This window comes from Streptomyces sp. NBC_01591, from assembly GCF_035918155.1.
In the GTDB taxonomy this organism is placed as follows: domain Bacteria; phylum Actinomycetota; class Actinomycetes; order Streptomycetales; family Streptomycetaceae; genus Streptomyces.
Window position 1 is genome coordinate 120,413 of sequence record NZ_CP109328.1, and the last position, 20,270, is coordinate 140,682.

Below are 20,270 nucleotides of genomic sequence, written 5' to 3' on the forward strand. Positions count from 1 at the left end.
TGGATGTTGGTCAGGGGCCGGTGGTGTGCCGGGTCGCTTCTCGCAAGTGGCTCTCCGCCGGCCCCTTCTCTGTCTCCCTCTTCCAGCGGCGGACCTCGCGCGGGTTGGCTGAACTTTCGGCTGCGGGCGATGGGCTGGCAGACCGCGCGCGCCTGTGCCGTCAGCTCATCGCGGAGCGCACCTGAGGAAGGCCACGGTTTCGCGCAGACGTTTCGCTGCCCGGGTTGACTTTAAATGGAGGCCGATTCCACTGCCACCGGATCGGGCACGGTCAATTTCGACGACGAGTCGCCGAAGTACACGGACGGCGGCCCGTACCCCGGTACCGACTACTCCGGCAAGGTGCCGGGCGACGACGCCGAGCTGACCCATTCACTGATCGACGAGTACAGCCGCAGCTTCCCCGGCAAGAACATCATCGTGGCGAAATCGTTCAACAACCTCTCCTTCTCCGGGGTGTCCGGCCTCGAACATCTTGCGGTGGTGGACGGTGTCGATGTGTTCGCCCTCGACAGCGGAACCATCACCAACAAGGGGGACGGCGGCTGGAAGAACTGGGGTTTCACCGGCAACTTCGAGTACGCCGAGGACGCGAAGGAGGTGACCTTCGGCGACCGGTGAGGTAGAGGTCGACCGCGCGCCCGTCGAGGGCTGAGGGGTGCCGTCGGAGACGCTGATCGGAGGACTGCCCACCACCTGGCCGGGCGCAAGGACCTCGGACGGTGGGTAAACGTGCAGCGGTTCGGGTGGGAGCAGCTCCTACCCGAACAGCAGTGGATCCTGGAGAACACCCTCACGGGTGCTGTTACGTTGTTGGGTTGCAGGTGCCTGACGGTGCGTCGTGGCCTGGTGGGGCCCGCGGTCCGGGCCTGTGGTCAGGCTGTGGTGGGCCGGCCGGCAGCGCCGGTGATCTGGTCCCAGATCGCGAAGCGGACGGTCATCTCGGCTCGGTGGTCGGAGGCGGTCATCAGGTGGCGGTGAGGGCGGAAGTGGGGTGAGATGCCGCTGAACGCGGACAGGAACCGCTGGGCCCCGCCGACGGAGCGGAATCCCTTAATGGCACGTTCGCGCTGCCGGGTAGGCTGATGACTGTTCTCGGCCCGGTTGTTCAGGCCCTTGTGGGCACGGTGTTCCACCGAGGGCATGACCTCGCGGTGCGCCGCGCCGTAGGAACGGAGCTTGTCGGTGACGACCACCCGCGGCACCGTACGGGTCTTCTTCATCAGGCGGCGGAAGAAGCGTCCTGCCGCGGCCTTGTCCCGGCGGCTCTGCAGGAGGATGTCGAGCACGTTGCCGTCCTGGTCGACGGCCCGCCACAGGTACTTCTGCTCTCCGTTGTTCTTCACGAAGACCTCGTCCAGGTGCCACTTGTCCCCGGGCCGTGGCCGACGGCGGCGCAGTCCGTCCGCGTAGGCCTGGCCGAACTTGGCGGACCAGCGGCGGATGGTCTCGTAGGAGACGATGACGCCGCGCTCGAGCATCAGCTCCTCGACCTCGCGGAAGGACAGCGGGAAGCGGAAGTACAGCCATACCGCGTGCGCGATCACCTCCACCGGGTACCGGTGGCCCTTGTACGACGGCGACGCGGACGACACGAACGAATCTCTCCCCGGCACGACCAACCAGAAGATCATCCCACCCGGCCAGTCAACGTGACAGTGCCCTGGAGCACTGTGCGGTAGTTGCCGACGTGTGGTCAGAAGGTGAAGGCTTCGCTGATGGCGTGGCTGTCCTCGTACATGCGGTAGCCGGTGATCTTGCCTTCGGCTGCGGTGATGTGGAGGGCAAAGTGGTTGGTGAAGGTCTTGCCGGTGGCCAGGACCCCGAAGCGGTTGTGGCCGATGACCACGGCGTGGTCACCATCGACGACGGTCGTGGCGACGACGTACTCCTTTGCGGGGGTGAGGTGCCGGCCGAAGGAGGCGAAGAACGCGGCGATGTCGTCCTTGGTGGTGCGGTTTCCGGCCCAGGGGACGTTGGGAGCGCCGCCGACGTGGAAGGCAATGTCGTCGGCGAACAGGTCCAGCAGGGCGGGCATGTCGCCTTCGCCGAAGCGGGCGAAGAATGCGTCGACAACGTCACGGGTGCTGGCCTGGGCGGTGATGGTGCTCATGGTGGTTCCGTTCTGTGTGGTGTGTGTCGTGCGGGTGGGATGGGTCCTGCCTGACGCAGGCCGGGGAGCCGGCGGTCTGGCTGCCGCAGGGCAGAAGCTGCGGGGCGGGTCAGGGGGCGATGGAGAGGACGATCTTGCCGGTGGTGCGGCCGATCTCGCCCAGCGTGTGGGCCCGGACGGCTTCTTCGAGGGGGAAGACCGCGTCGACAATCACGCGCAGGTGGCCGTCCTCGACCAGGGAGGTGATCTCGCGCAACCCCGCATGGTCGGGCTCGACGAGCATGAACACCGCCCGGATACCGGCCGCCTCGGCCTCCTTCGCGGGGAAGGTGTCGTCCAGCGGCAGGATCGAGATCAGCGTGCCGCCCGGCCGCAGCGTTTGCAGGGACCGGGCCCAGTTGGGGCCGCCGAGGGTGTCCAGGACGACATCGACGTCGCGGAGGGTCTCGGCGAAGTCCTGGGTGCGGTAGTCGATCAGCTCGTCGGCGCCCAGCGAGCGCAGCAGCTCGTGCTTGGCCGCGCTGGCCGTGCCGATGACGTACGCGCCGCGGGCCTTGGCGATCTGCACGGCCAGGTGGCCGACGCCTCCGGCGGCCGCGTGGATCAGGACGCGCTGGCCGGGCTGGACGTTCGCGGTGTCCACCAGGGCCTGCCAAGCGGTCAGCGAGGCCAGCGGCAGGGCGCCGGCCTGGATGTGGTTCAGGCCGTTGGGGCGCGGGGCGAAGTGGCGGGTCGGGGCGGCGACGTACTCGGCATAGGCCCCCGCCGGGTGCGGGAAGCGCGGCATCCCGAACACCTCGTCGCCGACCTCGAAGAGTGTCACCCCGCCGCCGACCGCCTCGACCACCCCAGCGACGTCGAAGCCCAGGGTGAACGGCGGCCTGGCTCCGGTGGCGAACACGCCGCGCTCGCGGGTCTTCCAGTCGGCCGGGTTCACGCCTGCCGCGTGCACCCGGACCAGGATCTCGCCCCGGCCCGGGACCGGACGCTGCGTCTCGACGGTCTTGAGGACCTCCGGGGCTCCAGCGGCGTCCTGGGAGACGGCGCGCATGGTCGAGGGGCTGGTGGCCTGGTCCATGATGACGTGCTCTTTTCAGCAGTGCGTTTCTTGTCGTTCGTGCCGTTTCTCCTGGGCACGTCCTAAGACTGCCTGGGAGGAAAGACCCCCAGTAGTGGCCCGATGGCCATGGAGTGAAAGGATCGGGTCATGCACCACATTGGCGTTCTGGCCCTGGAAGGTGTCGTCCCCTTCGAGCTCGGCATCCCCGCGCGGATCTTCGGCGCCGCCCGCGACGGCACGGGCAACCGGCTCTACTCCGTGACCACGTGCAGCCTGGACGGCCACCCCGTCCGCACCGAGGCCGACTACCAGCTCACCGTCTCCCACGACGCCTCCCTGCTGACCACCGTCGACACCGTCGTCATCCCGCCCTCCCACGCGCTGGGCCCCATTCGCGAGGAGGGCCGCCTGCCCGACCCCCTGCGCGAGGCCCTGGCCGCCATCCGCCCCGAAACCCGGATCGTGGCGATCTGCACCGGCACCTACGTGCTGGCCGCCGCGGGGCTGCTAGACGGCCGCCCCGCCACTACCCACTGGCGCGAAGCCGACCGCCTGCAGCGCATGTTCCCCACCGCGCGCATCAACCCTGACGTCCTCTTCATCGACGACGGCGAGATCCTCACCTCTGCCGGGGTCGCCGCCGGAATCGACCTGTGCCTGCACATCGTCCGCCGCGACCACGGCAGCGAAATCGCCAACGAGGTCGCCCGCTCGTGCGTCGTACCGCCCTGGCGCGACGGCGGACAGGCTCAGTACATCCAGCGCCCCGTCCCCGACCCCACTGCCCCCGGCACCGCCCCCACACAGGCGTGGATCATGGAACACCTCGCCGAACCCGTCACTCTGGCCGATATGGCCGCCCACGCCAACGTCAGCGTGCGCACCTTCACCCGCCGCTTCCGCGACGAGGTCGGCACCAGCCCCGGCCAGTGGCTCGTCCGCCAGCGCGTCGACCTGGCCCGGCACCTGCTGGAGACCACTGACTGGCCCGTCGACCTGGTCGCCGGCCGCGCCGGATTCGGCACCGGTGTCTCCCTGCGCCAGCACCTTCATGCCGCCATCGGGATCACACCCCAGGCATACCGCCGCACCTTCCGCCCCACCCCCGCAACGCTGGGGGGTGGCTAGTAGGGCTTTGTTACGTATCTGGGCAAGTGGTCGCCTTGATGGTTTCCTGCAGTTATGAGGGCGGATGAACTCGCGGCGTGCAGGGCCCGGTTGGAGGAGTTCGCTGGGGAGGTGTTCGCGCCTTTGGCGCGTGCTGATCAGCGGAGGAAGGGCGGGCTGTACCTGCGGGGCCTGCTGCTGGACGGGCATCGGAAGTCGATGCAGCCGATGGCTGGTCGGCTGGGTGTGGACCACCAGCAATTGCAGCAGTTCATGACCTCGTCGACCTGGCCGGTGGACACGGTTCGTGCCAGGCTGGCTCGCAGGGCGGTGGCTGTGGTCCGGCCGCAGGTGTGGGCCGTGGACGACACCGGGTTCCCGAAGGACGGAAGGTCCTCGCCCGGGGTGGCCAGGCAGTACTCCGGCACCCTGGGCAAGGTCGGGAACTGCCAGATAGGGGCCTTGACCCCTGATCTTGAACACGGGTTATGCGGATTCGGCCAGCGTAGTTGATGTTGTTCGGAGTGCTCGCTCGTAGGCGATGGGGCTGCGATGTCCGAGGCGGGAGTGGCGTCGGACGGTGTTGTATCGGTGGAGCCAGCGGAGGAGGTCCAGGTGGGCCTCGTGCTCGGTGTCCCAGGCCCGGCGGCCTTGGAGGGTCTCCCGTTTGCAGGTCGCGTTGAACGACTCGGCGAGTGCGTTGTCCGCGCTGGAGCCGACCGCGCTCATGGACTGGGTGACGCCGGCTTCGCGGCAGGCATCGGCGAAGGCCCGGCTGCAGTACTGGGCCCCGTGATCGCTGTGGAAAATGGCGCCGGTGAGATTGCCGCGGGTCCGTTCGGCCGCATGCAGGGCGTCGATGACGAGGTCGGCCCGCATGTGGTCGGCGATCGCCCACCCCGCCAGGCGCCGCGAGGCGAGGTCGATCACGGTCGCCAGGTAGCGGAACGTCCCGCCGCTCAGCGGCAGATAGGTGATGTCGCCGACGTACTTGGTGTTGACGTCGGTGGCGGTGAAGTCGCGGCCGATCAGGGCCGGGACCTTCGCGACGGTGAGGTCGGGGACGGTGGTGCGGTGCCGGCGGCGCAGGCGGAGCCCGGCCAGGCCGATGGCCTTCATGACCCGGGCGACGCGTTTGTGGTTCACCACCTCACCCCCGTCGCGAAGCTCGGCGGTGATCCTCGGGACACCGTAGGTGCCGTCCGAGGCTCGGTGGACGGTGCGTATCAGGGTGGCAAGCCGTGCGTCGGCCGCCTGCCGGGCTGCCCGCAGCGACGCCGTCCGGCGCCAGTAGTAGAAGGTCGACCGGGCCAGGCCCAGCACACGGCACAACCGCTTCACGCCGTATCGGCGCTGGTGGTCCTCAACGAACTGGCAGCGGTTCACCAGCCCGTCTCCGCCGCGAAATAGCGGGCCGCCTTGCGCAGGATCTCGCGTTCCTTCTTCAGCTCGGCGTTTTCCCGTCGCAGGGCGGCGACCTCGGCTTCCAGCGCCGACGGCACTACCGGGGCTGAAGACGGGGCGGTCGAACGGCGGCCCCGCGGGCAGCCGGAGCCGGCCACCCGGATCCAGTTCCGCAGGGTCTCCGGGTTGATCCCCAGGTCCGCGGCAACCTGCTTGATCGTCGCTTCCGGCCGCGACTCGTACAACGCGACCGCATCCGCCTTGAACTCGGCGGAGTAGTGCTTCATGACCACGACACGTCCATCTCTCAGATCCTCAAGATCCACTATCTCGAGTGTCCAAGATCAGGGGTGAGGGCCCAAGGCCGGGTAGTTAGCGTTTTCGCTGGTCACGCAAGGGGAGTTGGGGTCCATGTTGTGGCGGCGTAGAGGCCGGGGCCGAGTTTGTGGATGAGGCCGGTCTCGGCCCATCTGGAGGCGCCAGAGGCGGTCGGGGTCCTTCTCGAGCAGGGCCAGGATTCGGTGCCGGCGGCGCTTGGCGAGGGCGGTGTGCCGGTCGTCGCGGGAGACGGCGGGGAGCTGAGGGTGGGATTCCGGAGGCTCGAGGATGTTGATGTCGAGACCGGTGACGGTGCAGGTGTTGTCGGGCCTGCCGTCCTCGTGGCGGGTGCTGTAGCGGGACATCGGTGACTTGACCTTGCGGGTGCTGACCCGCTGGCGTCTGGGCGGGAGGAGGCGGGTCAGGATCCGGTGGCCGATCAGTCCGGGACGACCGGCATCGACGGGGTCGGTGATGACGGCGGCGGCCTGGACGACCTGGTCACGGGCGGTCTGGAGGGCGACGGTGAAGCAGCAGCGGTCCGGGTCGGTGCCCGGCAGCGACTCCGCGGCCTCGACCATCACGGTCCGCAGGGTCTGGTAGAGAGTGAGCAGGGCCCACATCTCCTGTTCGACGCCGGCCGGGTCGCCCGAACGCAGGACGCGCCCGTTCATGATCGTGTGGCGGAGCGCGTAGTACGCCGATTCGTGTTCCCACCGCTGGTGGTAGAGACCTGCCAGCACGGCCGCCGGGTAGCGGCGGGCGTCGGTCAGGGTAGTGACCAGCCGGTAGGAGCCTGCGAAGACGGTCCCGCCCGCGCAGGTCACCGTGATGGTCGCGTCGATGACACGGACTTTCTCCGTACCGATCACCGACAGGTACGAGCCGTCACCGAGACGCGTCAGGACCGGAGTGCGGCGGTTGGCCCGGAGCCGGCCCAGCACCTGAGCGCCGGTCGCGTTCACGGCAGCGAGGAAGCTGTTGCCGTCGAAGCCCTTGTCCCACAGGACCAGCATGTCCGGCCGCAGCAGATGCAGTAGCCGTGAGGCGTAACCGGTTTCGCCGCCGGACGGTGGCCCGAACACCGCGCCGATGAGCGCCCTGGTCCCGGTCTCGACCAGCGTCATCAACTCCATGGTCGGATAGCCGTGGTGAGACGTCCGCCCCAGCCAGCCCCGGTTCCGCTCGGAGTCGGCGACCTTCTGTGAACTGCACCCGTCGAACGACACCGTCCGGAACGGACCGAATCGCACCCCCGGTGTCGTCGGCCGGGCCAGCGGACCGGCCAGCACCTCGAACAGTGCCCGAACCGGTGCGGCTCCAAGCCGACGGCGCAGATCACGCAGGGCCTTCGGCGTCGGACCGGCCACCGAAACCCCGTCCAGGCCCGCCGCCAGCTTGTCCCAGACCAACCGGTATCCGACCTCGGGGAACAGGCACATCGCGAGCAGGAAGTACACCCCCACCCGCGACGGGAGATCACGCAGTCGCCGCTGTATCGACCGCGTCTCCTCCAGGACCGCGTCGACCAGCTCAAACGGCACGACGGCTGTCAGCTCGCCCAGATGCCCCGGCGCGAACCGGCCCGCCGCCACGGTGACCGTACGGGTGATGGCCACTACCGGGGCCGAAAGGACATGATGAAACGGCAACGGACCTCCTCGGGAACAAGCTGTCTTGGACGACTGTCTGTACCAACGAGCTCCGTTGCTCCACGCCGAGAATCCCTCAACGGGCTTGCGTGACCAGCGAAAACGCTAACTACCCGGCCTTGGGCCTTGACCCCGGGTTTTGGACACCGGAGAGACTTTCGCGTTTCAGCTCGATACCCGAGACCAGAAGGACGCGGTCGGCCGCGTAGTGAGGGCAGCACAGGCGGTGCCACGTCAGGGTGAGGCGGTCCCGGCTGCGATGCAGGGTTGCGGTCCCTGCGCGACCCGGACAAGGTTCTGGACAAAGCCGAGGCGGAGTAACGGATGCGCTGCTACGTCCCTCTGACGAGGTCGGGACGGGGTGCCGTCACACAGGGACGGGCATATTGTCCGTATATGGGTGACGTGCGGTGCGGCTGGTGCGGTGCGCGGCTGTCGGGATCCGAGGCCCGCGGGCGCCGGTACTGCCGGCCGGCTCACCGGCAGGCGGCTTGGCGGGCCCGGCGCCGTTGGCGGGAGGCAGCGCCCGCGCGGAAAGGGGTGGCCGCGGCCGGTGAGCTCCTGTTGCTGCACGTCACAAGCGTCGCGCGGCTACCCGTGGAGCCGCCTCGCCCGGGTTCGCCCGTGGGCTGGAACTGCGCTGCCGTGGCCCGGGTATCTGATCTGGCCGGACAGCTGGTCCGTGCGGCGGTGCTGGCGGATCGGCGGGCCGGGGCGAGCTGGGCACAGATCGGTGCGGGGCTGGGGATCAGCGCCGAGGCGGCCCGCAGCCGCTTCGGGCGCAGCCGCAGAGCCGCGCCTGCCGGCCGGGGCGGGTGACGGCCATGCGGGGCCCTGCTGTCCCTGCAAGTGCTGCCGGCCCCGGAAAGGGGCTGCTGGATGCGGTCCTGGTCGACGTCATGCGGGATACCGGCGCATCGGTGGGCCTGGTGTTTCTGCTGCCGCCGGGGGAGCGGGTGCTGCGGCTGGTGCTGGCTTCCGGGATGTCCCGGGAGATCGCCGCTCCCTGGGCCCGTGTTCCCATCAATGCGGCGATCCCGGTGGCGGACGCCGTGCGCCAGAGGTGCCTGGTCTGGCTGGGCAGCCAGGAGGAGATCGCCCGCCGCTACCCCCGGGTCGGCATCGTCCTGCCGTACGACTTCAGGGTCGCCGCAGCCCCGATCACCGACGGCACCACCGTGTGGGGCGGCATCGTGCTGCTGTGGCCCGTCCGGCACCCGGCGCAGCTCAGTGCGGCCGAGCAGGAGACGATCACCGCCTGCTGCCGGCGCGCGGCACCGCTCTTGCAACAGGCCGCCGACAGCGGCCGTCCGCTGGGGTTCGCCGACGAACCCCGTCTGCTGCCTGCGCTGCACTCCCGCGAGGCCGACTCGGCCCGGGCCGTGGCCGCCCTGGACTGTGCCGAGCGGCTGCCCGTGGGCTGCTGCGCGCTCGATCTGGACGGCCGACTCACCTACATCAACCCCGCCGGCGCCGGACTGGTCGGTGCCGGTGCCGCCTCCCTGCTGGGCAAACGCCCATGGGAGGTACTTCTGTGGCTGTACGACCCGGTGTTCGAAGACCGCTACCGGGAGGCGGTGGTCTCCCGGCAGCCCACCTCCTTCACCGCCAGGCGTCCGCCCGACATCCGGCTGTCCTTCCAGCTCTACCCTCATGACAGCGGCATCAGCGTCCACATCACCCCCACCGCCGGGGATCCGACCGCCACAGCGGCCAAGGCCGCGGCCCCATCCCCCGCCGGGCTCGTCGGCGCGACGGGGCTGTACCACCTGACGCACCTTGCCACCGCCCTAGCCGAGGCCGTCAGCGTGCAGGACGTGGTCGAACTTGCCGCCGACCAGATCGTGCCGGCCTTCGGCCCGAAGGCGCTGGCTCTTCTCACGGTGAACGACGGACGGCTGCGGATCACCGGCTACCGAGGCTACAGCCCGGAACTAATGGACCGCTTCGACGCGGCCCCCCTGACCTCTGACATCCCCGCTGCACATGTCATCACCACAGGTGTGGCCAGCTTCTTCGCCACCTTCACCGATCTCAAGAGGGCCTACCCTCCTGCCGTGCACCAGGACGAGATGGCAGGCTGGGCCTTCCTCCCCCTGATCGTGTCAGGACGCCCGGTCGGCTCCCTGGTCCTCGCCTACGACCAGCCTCGGCCCTTCCCGCCCGCCGAGCGGGCCATGCTCACGTCATTGACCGGCCTGATCGCCCAGGCCTTGGACCGCGCCCGCCTCTACGACGCCAACCACACTCTCGCCCACACCCTGCAGACCGGACTGCTGCCGCACACCCTCCCGCGCCTCACTGGCTTTGACGTCGCCGCCCGCTACCGGCCAGCCGGTCACGGCATGGACATCGGCGGCGACTTCTACGACCTCATCGTCTGCACACCCACGACGGCCGCCGCGGTGATCGGCGACGTGCAAGGCCACAACACCACCGCCGCCGCCCTCATGGGACAGGTCCGCACCGCCGTCCACGCCTACGCCGCCACCGCCAGCGCCTCCCCCGGCGCGGTCCTCGCCTGCACCAACCGCCTCCTGGCCGACCTCGACCCCGGCCTGTTCGCCAGCTGCCTCATCGCCCACCTCGACCACACCCACCACCGCGCGCTTCTCGCCACGGCCGGACACCCCCCGGCCCTGCTCCGCCACCCCGACGGGCACACCGACATCCTTCGCGTGCCGCCAGGGCTGCTGCTGGGCATCGACCCGGACGCCGACTACCCCACCACCGAGATCCCCCTCCCTCCCGGCGCCGTCCTCGCCCTGTACACCGACGGACTCGTCGAAACCCCCGGCACCGACATCGACGACGCCACCAACACGCTCGCCGGCCACCTGGCAGCAGCGGAACCCGAGAACCTCGACGCCCTCGCCGATGTCCTCCTCCACCACGCCGAACAATCCGCGCCGGGTGCAGATCCAATGAGGGTTCTGGCGATCAAGCCGCTGGTATGAGCGTGTCGCGGTATCGGGCCTGGTGGTTGCGCGTGAACTCCTGTGTCTCGTGCCAGGCCCAGTAGGTGTCGAAGTCGCCGTTGCTGCGCAGGGCACGGAGTTTCAGGACGGCTTCGGCGCCGGAGAGGCCCCAGCGGGCTCCGGTGATGTCGAGGCGGTCTTTGACCAGGTGGCGGCACGCCCCCTCGATGATCCCGGTGGCGATCGGGAAGCCTTCGGTCAGCGCGGTGTCGTAACGCAGGTAGGCGGCCTTGTTCTTCAGGTAACCGACGGCGTCGTCGATACCCTTGCGTGAGCCAGGCCTGAGCCCGACGGCGTCGGCGGCGGCGCTGATCGAGGCCGCGGCCTGCTCGGAGCCTCCGGCCAGGATGGTACGGGCCTGTCCGGCGACCCAGGCCTCGGCCGCGCGGTCGCCGGCCGGGTGCAGGCAGTGCGCGGCGCCCCACAGGTATTCGAGCACGTGGATGATGTCGATGACGATGTGCACGGTGACGTTCCGGCGTGCTGCCTCGGCTCGGATGAGGTCGAGCTGGTGCCGGGCGCCGTCGACCAGCACGACCCAGGTCCGGCGGTGGGCGGGGTCGCGGGCTTCGGCCTGGTCGAATACCGCGGCGATGACTTGTTCGGCGGTGTCGTTCACCGAGCCGCACAGCCACTTGGACCTGGCTCTCGGTCCCGGGCGACACTCCTTCGCGGGGTCGGCGGGGTCGGCGATGATGTCGTCGACGCCGCGGACGGCGGGCTCGGTGTCGTAGACGGTGCCCAGGGTGGCCATCCGTTTGCGGCCGTGCTTCTCCCCGGGCGCGAGCCTGGTCGCCATCTTGTTGCCGCTCTTGGTCGCAGCGGCCTTCGCCGTGGCCTCGCGCAGCGCCTCGGGCCTTATCACCACGCCCTTGCCGTCGGTGGACAGCACCAGCAGCGTGGCGTCGGTGCACGGCTCGGGCACCAGGGCCTGGTAGAAAGCGTCGATGCCGGCCGCGGCGGCCACGGCGAGCTCCTGGACCTGCCTGTGGCCGACCCCGGCGCCGGTCAGCGCGTTGACGCGGTCGACCGCCTCGGCGAAGGAGCCGCGGGCGGACTCGGTGGCGGCGAGCCTGGCCAGCCCATGGCTGTGCATCCCGGCCGGCATGTTCAGCGCGGCGTCGGCCAGGTGCAGATCCGCCGAGCCGGTGGCCCGGTAGGCGATCCGGGTCGCGGTGACCTTCCCGAACACCGTGGCCAGGATCCGGCGTCGGCCCCGCTCGATCCGGGTGCGTTCAACCCCGGTCTCATCGACCACCTGCCCGGCCCGCCGCTCGCGCACCGCGCGCAGATCCAGATGGTCCTGGAACAGCTGCCGGGTCACCTCGCGCATGCGCGCCGCGAGCAGGTCTTCCAGCCCTGAATGCGTCAACGCGGCGGCGTCCGGCGACGTCAGATCCTTGGCGACCTGCTCGAACAGGCCGCGGGCGGCGGCGAACGCGGTCTCGGCCACCGCCGGACCGCCGGTCTCCAGGGCGGCGCTCACCAGCCCAACTCCCGTCCGTCCACCCTGAACAGCCCCGGCGCAGTCTCGGCCAGGATCCCCCGCTCCACCAGGCGCTTCAGCTTCGAGCGCATGCCCTCCACGTGACGGGCCTCGGTCTGAAGCCCCAGCTCCACGCACACGTCCTTGCACCGCCACGCCGACCCCGACGTCGCGAACAGCGCGGTGATCCGCTGGTAGTCCGGCGACATCACCGTCACATCGCCCGCGGCCTCGGCGGCCAGCAGCGCCGCGGCAACATCGACCGGCCCGGACGCCGCCGGCACGGAGACATCACGTGTGGCCACCGGACCGTCGGCCAGCACCTGCTTCACCGTCTCCCGCGTGATCTGCAACCGGGACAGTTCAGCTTCCGCCTGGGACACCGCTTCGGAAAGCTCTGCGATCTGCTTGCGCAACTCCGCGACCCTGGCCCGGCATTCACTCTCTCTGGCATCCAACGCGGCCATCAACGACGGCACCACACCACCCCGCCTCACCCGGTGCCCGCACCCACGGCCGGCTCACCTCGCCGACGTTAGAGACCGCCCCACACCGGCACATCCCGAACCTCTGCGAATCACCCCAACGAAGCACCCTCACAAGATCTGCACCCATCGAAGTTAGTCGGGTGGAGTGGGCTGACCTGGGGCGACTGAGTTGGATGTCAAGGGGGAGGCTGGCCATTCACTCAGGAGATGCCCGACAGCGGTTGAGAGTGAAGGCCGTATATGAGGATGCTTGCACGGCAATTAGCGCTGGTCACGGCTCCGCTAGCAGGCGAGGCTTCCGCCTCATGGGTCGACCGGATGGCGCGGCTGAATAGGTCTTCGCCAGCAGCGGTCGCAGATTCTGATGGGCCCCTTGCGTGGGAGCTATCAGTTGAGCCTGGGTGCGTCATTGCTTGATCGCGATCCCGCCCCGGTGACGCACCCAGGCACGCTCCTGCCCGTCGGTTGTAGCACCCGACGGGCAGGAGCGTGACCACACGAAGGAGGCTGAACTGTCCACCCCTCAGCGCCTGTCGGCTGGCCGGAGTCTCCTATCGAGCCTGGAAGGGTTCGGGTGGGACACCCCGGCAACGGTCATCGTCAGGCGAAGCGCATCCCAGGCCGACAAGGGTGCGTTCGATGGGGTCTACCTCGCAGTAACTGCCGCTCCGGGCATGGGCGCCAGCTTGTCGGCTTCGACGACGGCGGCGTTCCAACTGAACTCGTTGTTGTCGCTGAAGTAGTAGTAGGTGGCGCCGTTCGGCATCATCGCGACGGTGATGCCGCCGTATCCCGACATGAAGGGTACGTAGAAGGGGCTGGTGTAGGCGGGGTTGTCGGCGGAGGTGAACTCCTGGCCCCAGAAGCCGTTCTGGTACTTCATGGGCTTGGTGCCGGTGGTGGTCATGCCCGGGGCCTCCGGTGTGCGTTGCATGGTGGCCGCGAGCAGTGTCGGGTCGAGTATCTGCGTGCCGTTGACGGCGCCGTGGTCGTTGTTGAGAAACTTCGCGAACCGGGCGATGGAGTCCTGCGTCCAGAACATGCCGTAGCCGCCGAAGGGCACCCCGCCGGGGCTGTTGTCGGTGCGGGAGGAGACGAGGGAGTCGGGCCCGACGCCGATGGGTTCGAGCACGTCGTCGCGGAGCATGTCGAAGATGTCGGCGTCCGAACCGGCCTTGTCCCGCAGGTAGTTGTTCATTGCGCGGGTGGCGAGGAAGGTGTCCGAGGTGTGGTAGACCCACTTGCTGCCGGGGCTGGCCTTACGTGGGAAGGACAGGGCGAGTCGCATCTTGTCGGCGTAGGGCTCGGCTGCGAAGAAGTCCGCCATGGTGCGGCGCGATTCGTCGGTCTCGTAGCCGGGCGAGGTGTAGTTCCCGGTGGCCATGTCGAGGGTGTGGTCGAGTGTGACGCCGCTCCAGGCAGTGTTGCCGGCGGTCTCGGGGATGCGGTTGGAGAGTTTCTCCTGGGCCACGGCCGGGCTGTAGCGCTGCGCCAGACGCAGCATGGCTGTTCCCGCGAACGCCGACTTCGCGGTCGAGTACGAGGGCAGCAGCATCTGGCCGCAGAACGGGTACTCCCCTTGCCGCGTGCGACAGTTGCCCACGTAGTGGACTCCGCCGAAGTAGAAGCCGAAGGTGCTCAGCGCGGACGGCGTGATGCCGGAGCCGAACTTCGTCACGTCCACCCCACTGTCCGGGTAGTCGGTGGCCAGCGCCGAGATGGGCTTGGCCGGAAGCCGGTCCCCGACCTCGGCGGCGTACGCGTCGCGCCGGTTCTCGGCGCCGTCGACGGGTCCGGGCCGGTAGTCGGCCGTTACCTGGCCCCACATGTCGAACTGGAAGTACTCGCAGGTCTCCGTGGTGATCTGGTAGCGGACCTCGGAGATCGATGTGGCGTCGAAGAGGAACGTCAGGGCGCCGTTGTGCACGCAGTTGGCGTTGCGCTCGACGAGCGCGAACGGCAGGGAGGCACGGGTGCGTTCGCCGTCGCCGTCCTCGTTCCACGCGCGGCCGGGTCCCACCGCCAGGTTCCACGCCGGGTTCCCCGTGTACTGCAGCCCGCGCTTCGCCGGGACGAGGTGGCTGCCGTTCTGCACGAGGGCGACGTCGATCGGCGGCAGGTGTCGGGTTGCCGCCGTGTCTCCGTATCCGTTCGGGTCCTTCAGTGCGCGGAAACCGCCGGCGGTGGAGAGCCCGTCGAGGGTGAGGGTGCCTTCGAAGCTGTGGGTGGGTGGCGCCGCTTGCGCCGGCAGGGCGAAAGCGCTGTCGGGCACGGTGTCCTCGGCGCTGCCCCCGGTGAGTTGGCCGGCGGTGAGTTCGGTCCGGTTCACCGCACCGCTTCCGGTGAGCGGATCACCCGGTACGGGTGCGGTTGCGGGCGCCGCCATCGTCGGCAGCGGGACGGCGAACAGCCCCGCGAGCACGGCGGCAGTGGCGGCGGCACGGCGTAGCCGCCGGGCATGGAACGGTCTTGGCATGGTCCGAGGTCCTCTCGGGCTGGCAACTGATGCGGAATATCGCTGCATGGTGGGGCGCACCGGTGCCGCCGTCCAATGCCTGCCCGGTCTGGTCAGGCTGCTCGCCAGGCATACCTCCAGCTCTCCTTGGCCTGTCGGCCGTCGGGTCGGCGTGCGGTCACGCCTCGCGTTGTGGTGAGGGCCGTGGTCTGGAGTCGTCGCTGCAGTTCACAGGCGGGCGGCGACCTGTGGCCCGTACCGCTCGACACAAAAACATGACAGCCCGGCCGCGAATGCCTCGATGCTGTGCAGCGCGTAGTGGCCGGCGTCCCACGCCGCGTGCAGGTGGATCTGCAGCGGTTCGCCCGTGCTGTCGAGGATCAGCAGCGGGTGCAGGTCGAAGCGGGGATCGTCGGAGACCACCGCGACACCATGGCCCGAAGCCGCCATGGCCTGTGCGACGTGCGGGGTGTCGCATTCGAGCACGATGTCGTACGAGGCGTCCGCATCCTGCACGGCATGGTCCAGGATGCGGCGGGTGCCGTGCGCCGGGGTGAGGACGATGAGGGGCTCCGCGGCAAGTTCCCTGATGGTGACGCGGCCCCGGTCCGCCCAGGCATGGTCGGCACGGACGTAGGCCCACAGCGGCAGGCGGGCCACCGGGAGCCCGGCGAAACGGCGCCTCGGAGGTGCCGAGGAGATGGCTACATCGGCGCCCCACGCAAGGGCCTGGTACGCACGTGCCGGACTCTCCGCCTGCACGGTGACGAGCGGATCCTCCGGCCCCCAGGTGGCCAGGAACGGCGCGATCACGTCGGTGATGGTGGTGGGCGGCGCCGCCACGGTGATCCGCATGGCACGACCGGCAGCCAGCGCACCGACTGCGGCCTCGGCGGCATCCGCACGGGCGACCAGGTCGCGGGCCAGGGGAAGGAAGCGCCGGCCGGCCGCCGTCAGGACCATCTGCTTGCCGCCGCGGTCGAAGAGCGTCATCCCCAAGGACCCTTCCAGGCCGCGCAGTTGACGCGACAGCGAGGGCTGGGCGACGCGGACCACCTCGGCAGCCTTGGTGACGGAACCGGTCTCCACGATGGACAGGAAGTAGCGCAGCACTCGGAGTTCCATGGCGGTGGCCCCTCGGGAGACGGAGGAGGCATGACACCCTCATGCCTCGAAGGCATGATAGTCAACCCTCACAAGTATTTGAAGCTATGGCTGACTGGCTGCATTCTTGTCCCACCCTCGGCCCCGCCCTCCAGAATCTCTGGCCGGCGGCGCCCGAATCTCCGTCGGTTTCTCCTCGTAGAACCCTCCCTTCGATTGGCTGGTGTTCCCGCATGGCCCGCCCCCTGCCCCTGATCCTCGCCCAGGCGCCCGGCCGCCCGGCCGACGACCTCGCAGGCTTTGCCGCCGACGTGGAGCGGCGCGTGAAACTGCGCGCACCCGGCGCCCTCGTCGTCTACCCCGAACTGCACCTAGGCGAGAGCGCCCCCGGCGTCCCGGCCGCCCCGGAGAAGGCCGCCGAGCCGCTCGACGGCAAACGCGATGCGGCCTTCGCCGAGCTCGCGGGGGATCTGGGCATCTGGCTGGTACCCGGCAGCGTCTACGAGCGAGGCACCGGCGACCGCGTCCACAACACGACACCGGTCTATTCACCACGAGGTGAGCGCCTCGCCGCGTACCGCAAGATCTGCCCGTGGCGCCCGTACGAGACGACCACACCCGGCAACCGGTTCGAGGTCGTCGACCTCGCCGGGGTCGGCCGCATCGGACTGTCCATCTGCTACGACACCTGGTTCCCGGAGATCTCCCGCCATCTGGCCTGGATGGGCGCCGAGCTGATCGTCAACGTGGTCCGCACGTCGACGAGCGACCGCGCGCAGGAAGTCGTCCTCAGCCGCGCCAACGCCATCACCAATCAGGTCTTCGTTGCCAGCGTCAACTCCGCCGCCCCATCCGGGATCGGCCGCAGCCTCGTCATCGATCCACAGGGCACGGTGCGCGCCGAAACCGTCGATGCCGGAGACTCCACCCTCACCGACGTGATCGACCTCGACGAGGTCAGCAACGTCCGCCGCTACGGCACCGCCGGTCTCAACCGGATCTGGGACCAGTTCCGCCCCGGCGACCCAGCCCTCGAACTCCCGCTGTACGGGGGCCGCATCGACCCCGCCACCTGGAACCCCGCCCACACCACCGAGGAGCCGCCACGATGAACAGCGAGACCACAGGAAACACCATGAGACTGAAGGGCGACCTGAGCCTCCTCTCCGTCGTCCTGTTCGGCCTGGCCTACATCTCCCCCGGCATCGTCGTCACGATCTTCGGCGTGGTCGCCGCCACCAGCGGCGGCGCGGCCCCGACCGCGTTCGCCATCGCCACCCTCGCGATGCTGCTCACCGGGCTGAGTTACGCGAAGATGGCGCGCGCCGTGCCCGGCGCGGGATCGGTCTACACCTACGCCCGCAAGATGCTCGACAGCCGCATCGGTTTCCTGTCCGGCTGGGCGATGCTGCTCGACTACTTCTTCATCCCGATGGTCGGCTGGCTGATCACGGCGATCTACTTCAACGCCCAGTTCCCTGACATACCCAAGTGGGTCTGGCTGATCGTCTCGGTAGGCATCACCACCGCCATCAACGTCTTCGGCATGAAGCTCGCGGACCGCGTCAACAAGGTCCTGATGTTCATCGCTCTGGGGTCGCTGGTCCTCTTCGCCACCCTGTGTGTCGTCTTCCTCGGCAAGCACGGCTCGTCCGCCCCTGCCACGGACGCCGTGTGGAACTCCGGCACGTCGATCGGCGCGGTCACGGCGGCCGCAGCCATCGCCGCGTACTCCTTCCTCGGCTTCGACGCCGTCTCCACGCTCGGTGAGGAGGCCAGGGGCGGGGCGAGGACGATCGGCCGCGGCATCATCGGCTGCGTCATCGCCGCCGGAGCGATCTTCATCGTGCTGTCCTTCGTGATGCAACTGGTCCACCCCGGCGCGAAGTTCGCCGACGTCGACGCGGCCGCCTACCACCTGAAGGTGCAGGTCGGCGGCAAAACGTACGCCGAGATCATCAACTTCGTCACCATCGCCGGATCCATCGCCTCCTGTATCGCCCTGCAAGCCTCCGCCGCCCGCCTCATGTACGTCATGGGACGCGACGGCGCACTGCCCAAGGCCGTCTTCGGCAACCTGTCGAAGAAGACCGGCACGCCCGTCTTGAACCTGCTGCTGACCGCGGCCGCCGGTGTCATCGCCATGAAACTCGACCTGACCACAGCCACCTCGTTCATCAACTTCGGCGCCTTCCTCGGCTTCGCCCTGGTGAACGTCTGTGTGATCGCCCACCTGGTCCGCGAGCGCAGACACGGCCGCACCCCCAACCTCTTCTCGTTCCTGGTGATGCCGGCCATCGGCGCCGGCGTTTCCCTCTACCTGCTCACGAAGCTCGGTGACGTCGCACTCCAGATCGGCGGCGTCTGGCTGGCGATCGGCGTCGTCTACCTGGCCGTCCTGACCAAGGGCTTCCGCCGGCCCGCACCGGAGATGACCTTCGACGACGACACCACGGCCACGGACGCAGTCACCGCGTAGCTCCCCTCCCTCGCCCGGGCTCGTCGTGCGGTGTCGCGACGGCGTCACCGGCCGGGTGAGGCACGGCCGTACCCCCTCCGAGCTGCCCTTTGCCCTGCGTCCAGGGCCGGCTGCGGCGAAGTCGACAAAGGGAAGCGCGTCCATCAGCTCGCACACGGCGGAGCGGATGGTGCGGCGGCGGATCAGACCAGCCGCGTACGCTTCCTCGCCGACCCGTGGAAAGTGGACCCCATTGGCGTCGCCGACATCCGGCACCGCCGCGACCCAGTTGTGGCCGATGCCTGCGAAGGCAGACGTGACCCGGCGCTCGTAGAGCTCGGCGAACGGGCAGTCGTTGCCCAGCGCACCAACGAGGGCTGGCCGTTGCGCTGGCAAGACGGGGCATGCGCAGGAAGGGGGCGTGCTCGACTGGCGCGTTCAAGATCCACCGTCGACCGTACATACCCCTGTTAGAGAAGTCGGAACGACTGGGTTCGATGTCAAACGACTCGGTTGGATGACAAAGGACACCAAATGTCCTGTCTCGACGAACCGAGTTGTCCGCCGATCCGTCTCATCGAATCCAGTCGCTGCAGGTCGGCGTCCTTGAGAGAGCGGCTCCGTTCCAAGGCGCCCGTCTCAACGAAGTTTGTCCGCACTGGTCAGCAACTCGGGATCGACTGGCTTGGTTGAGACAGGACACCAAAGTGCCGGACAAACGCTGCTGCTGAAAGTGAACGAAGCCACGGCGAAAGACCGGCCACTTCTCTATCGGGGTCATCCTCACGCTTTCCCTCGGTCCGTGGGCACCGAGGGACATGATCACCCCGGCTGATTCCACGTAACTTCTAGGGTGCGGAGACGCGGCAGATCGGGCGGCAAATCGTATATGTGTTCTACTCTACGCCGTGGGACTGAGCGGACGAGGAGGACAGCATGATCAACGCTGACCTGCTGCGATCCCTCGCCATCGACCCGTCGGACCTGGATCCCGCCCCGCCATGGACGCCGTGCGGGAGCGCAGGCATCCAGCGTCTCCATGGCAGGCATCCATGCGTGCGCTGTGGCCGGCCGTCGACCGTGGCCGGGGTCGTCGAAGTGCCCGAGCACGGCCGGCGCTGGGTGGACCGCTGCGTTCCCTGCCTCGTCGCCACCACCCCGCGCGGCGGCCCGCAGGCGCCCCTCGCGGAGCCGCTCGCCGTGCTGCGGGAGGCGGCCCGAACGGCGGGCGTCACCCTGACGACTGCCGCTGACGGGGTGTAGCGATCATGGATCGCTATCGACTGACCCTGGCGATCGGAGCCCGGACCATCATGCGCGGCTGGTGGCCCGACCTACCAACCGCCGAACGGAAGTACCTGCGATGGATCGGCGAGCGCGGCAGCGTAAACGGTGCCCGGGTCACCCTCGCCGACGAAGCGGCCGACGGGCGCGTGCTGAAGTCGTGGCCGCCGGACTGACCAAGCCCGGTTGTCATCGCTACTCGTACCGTTCCGCTGGGCGTACCCGGCATCTGCCTCAGCTGCCGGCGGCCACGGGTGGCTACCCGATCCAGGCAGCCGGCCGCTCCGTATGCGATCACGTCCGCCTCAGGCAAGGATCGTATTGGCGGCCGGTCGCGCCCCCGACTCCTGCCTTTCCCCGGTG

17 protein-coding genes and 1 pseudogene are annotated in these 20,270 nt (G+C 69.0%); 9 read left to right on the plus strand and 9 right to left on the minus strand.

Going from position 1 to position 20,270, the window contains the following annotated elements; all coding sequences use genetic code 11:
• Positions 1–234 precede the first annotated feature (234 nt).
• A complete protein-coding gene (locus OG978_RS41400) occupies positions 235–621 on the plus strand; it encodes a hypothetical protein (protein WP_326763316.1) in 387 nt (128 codons plus the stop codon).
• A gap of 254 nt (positions 622–875) precedes the next feature.
• Here OG978_RS41400 and OG978_RS41405 read toward each other — a convergent pair whose 3' ends face one another.
• The 3 genes from OG978_RS41405 to OG978_RS41415 all read right to left on the minus strand — a co-directional run bounded on the left by OG978_RS41405 (position 876) and on the right by OG978_RS41415 (position 3,191).
• A complete protein-coding gene (locus OG978_RS41405; protein WP_326763317.1) occupies positions 876–1,634 on the minus strand; it encodes an IS6 family transposase in 759 nt (252 codons plus the stop codon).
• A gap of 62 nt (positions 1,635–1,696) precedes the next feature.
• Positions 1,697–2,113: a nuclear transport factor 2 family protein gene (locus OG978_RS41410; RefSeq protein ID WP_326763318.1), complete on the minus strand. Its 417-nt coding sequence runs from the start codon at positions 2,111–2,113 to the stop codon at positions 1,697–1,699.
• Between the two features lie 109 nt (positions 2,114–2,222).
• Positions 2,223–3,191: an NADP-dependent oxidoreductase gene (locus tag OG978_RS41415; protein ID WP_326763319.1), complete on the minus strand. Its 969-nt coding sequence runs from the start codon at positions 3,189–3,191 to the stop codon at positions 2,223–2,225.
• 129 nt (positions 3,192–3,320) lie between these two features.
• Here OG978_RS41415 and OG978_RS41420 point away from each other — a divergent pair, with 129 nt between their 5' ends.
• The gene (locus OG978_RS41420; protein ID WP_326763320.1) at positions 3,321–4,301 is read left to right on the plus strand and encodes a GlxA family transcriptional regulator; all 981 of its coding nucleotides are present in this window, start codon (positions 3,321–3,323) and stop codon (positions 4,299–4,301) included.
• 54 nt (positions 4,302–4,355) lie between these two features.
• Positions 4,356–4,739, plus strand: a pseudogene (locus tag OG978_RS41425) (transposase); the annotation flags it as partial.
• 27 nt (positions 4,740–4,766) lie between these two features.
• Here the strand turns inward: OG978_RS41425 and OG978_RS41430 are convergent.
• Both OG978_RS41430 and OG978_RS41435 read right to left on the minus strand, forming a co-directional pair.
• Positions 4,767–5,977 (minus strand): IS3 family transposase gene (locus OG978_RS41430; RefSeq protein WP_326769883.1). Its coding sequence is split into 2 segments (ribosomal slippage): positions 4,767–5,683 and positions 5,683–5,977, totalling 1,212 coding nucleotides; the frame shifts between segments, so codons are not numbered across the junction.
• A gap of 51 nt (positions 5,978–6,028) precedes the next feature.
• Positions 6,029–7,654 carry an IS4 family transposase gene (locus OG978_RS41435; protein WP_326763322.1) on the minus strand — a complete coding sequence of 542 codons (1,626 nt, stop codon included), beginning with the start codon at positions 7,652–7,654 and terminating at the stop codon, positions 6,029–6,031.
• Between the two features lie 645 nt (positions 7,655–8,299).
• Between OG978_RS41435 and OG978_RS41440 the strand changes: the two genes are divergently transcribed.
• Entirely contained in the window at positions 8,300–8,473 is a 174-nt protein-coding gene (locus OG978_RS41440; RefSeq protein ID WP_164495457.1) for a hypothetical protein, read from the plus strand.
• Positions 8,474–8,478: 5 nt separating this feature from the next.
• A complete protein-coding gene (locus OG978_RS41445) occupies positions 8,479–10,611 on the plus strand; it encodes a SpoIIE family protein phosphatase (RefSeq protein ID WP_442817633.1) in 2,133 nt (710 codons plus the stop codon).
• Here the strand turns inward: OG978_RS41445 and OG978_RS41450 are convergent.
• The 4 genes from OG978_RS41450 to OG978_RS41465 form a co-directional block, all read right to left on the minus strand.
• Positions 10,595–12,085: an ISKra4 family transposase gene (locus OG978_RS41450; RefSeq protein ID WP_442817814.1), complete on the minus strand. Its 1,491-nt coding sequence runs from the start codon at positions 12,083–12,085 to the stop codon at positions 10,595–10,597. The two genes, OG978_RS41445 and OG978_RS41450, sit on opposite strands and share 17 nt — an antisense overlap.
• Before the next feature lie 29 nt (positions 12,086–12,114).
• Positions 12,115–12,534: a hypothetical protein gene (locus OG978_RS41455; protein WP_326763325.1), complete on the minus strand. Its 420-nt coding sequence runs from the start codon at positions 12,532–12,534 to the stop codon at positions 12,115–12,117.
• A gap of 718 nt (positions 12,535–13,252) precedes the next feature.
• Complete coding sequence (locus OG978_RS41460; protein ID WP_326763326.1) at positions 13,253–15,082, minus strand: hypothetical protein; 1,830 nt, start codon at positions 15,080–15,082, stop codon at positions 13,253–13,255.
• A 207-nt stretch (positions 15,083–15,289) separates the two neighbouring features.
• Positions 15,290–16,186 carry a LysR family transcriptional regulator gene (locus OG978_RS41465; RefSeq protein WP_326763327.1) on the minus strand — a complete coding sequence of 299 codons (897 nt, stop codon included), beginning with the start codon at positions 16,184–16,186 and terminating at the stop codon, positions 15,290–15,292.
• A gap of 212 nt (positions 16,187–16,398) precedes the next feature.
• Here OG978_RS41465 and OG978_RS41470 point away from each other — a divergent pair, with 212 nt between their 5' ends.
• The 4 genes from OG978_RS41470 to OG978_RS41485 all read left to right on the plus strand — a co-directional run bounded on the left by OG978_RS41470 (position 16,399) and on the right by OG978_RS41485 (position 20,083).
• Positions 16,399–17,277, plus strand: coding sequence for a carbon-nitrogen hydrolase family protein (locus OG978_RS41470; RefSeq protein WP_326763328.1), 879 nt, complete (start codon positions 16,399–16,401; stop codon positions 17,275–17,277).
• Positions 17,274–18,644, plus strand: a complete 1,371-nt coding sequence (locus OG978_RS41475; protein ID WP_326763329.1) for an APC family permease — start codon at positions 17,274–17,276, stop codon at positions 18,642–18,644. Before OG978_RS41470 ends, OG978_RS41475 begins: the two co-directional genes overlap by 4 nt.
• Before the next feature lie 915 nt (positions 18,645–19,559).
• Entirely contained in the window at positions 19,560–19,886 is a 327-nt protein-coding gene (locus tag OG978_RS41480) for a hypothetical protein (RefSeq protein WP_326763330.1), read from the plus strand.
• Positions 19,887–19,891: 5 nt separating this feature from the next.
• Positions 19,892–20,083: a hypothetical protein gene (locus OG978_RS41485; protein WP_326763331.1), complete on the plus strand. Its 192-nt coding sequence runs from the start codon at positions 19,892–19,894 to the stop codon at positions 20,081–20,083.
• The last annotated feature ends 187 nt before the right edge of the window (positions 20,084–20,270 follow it).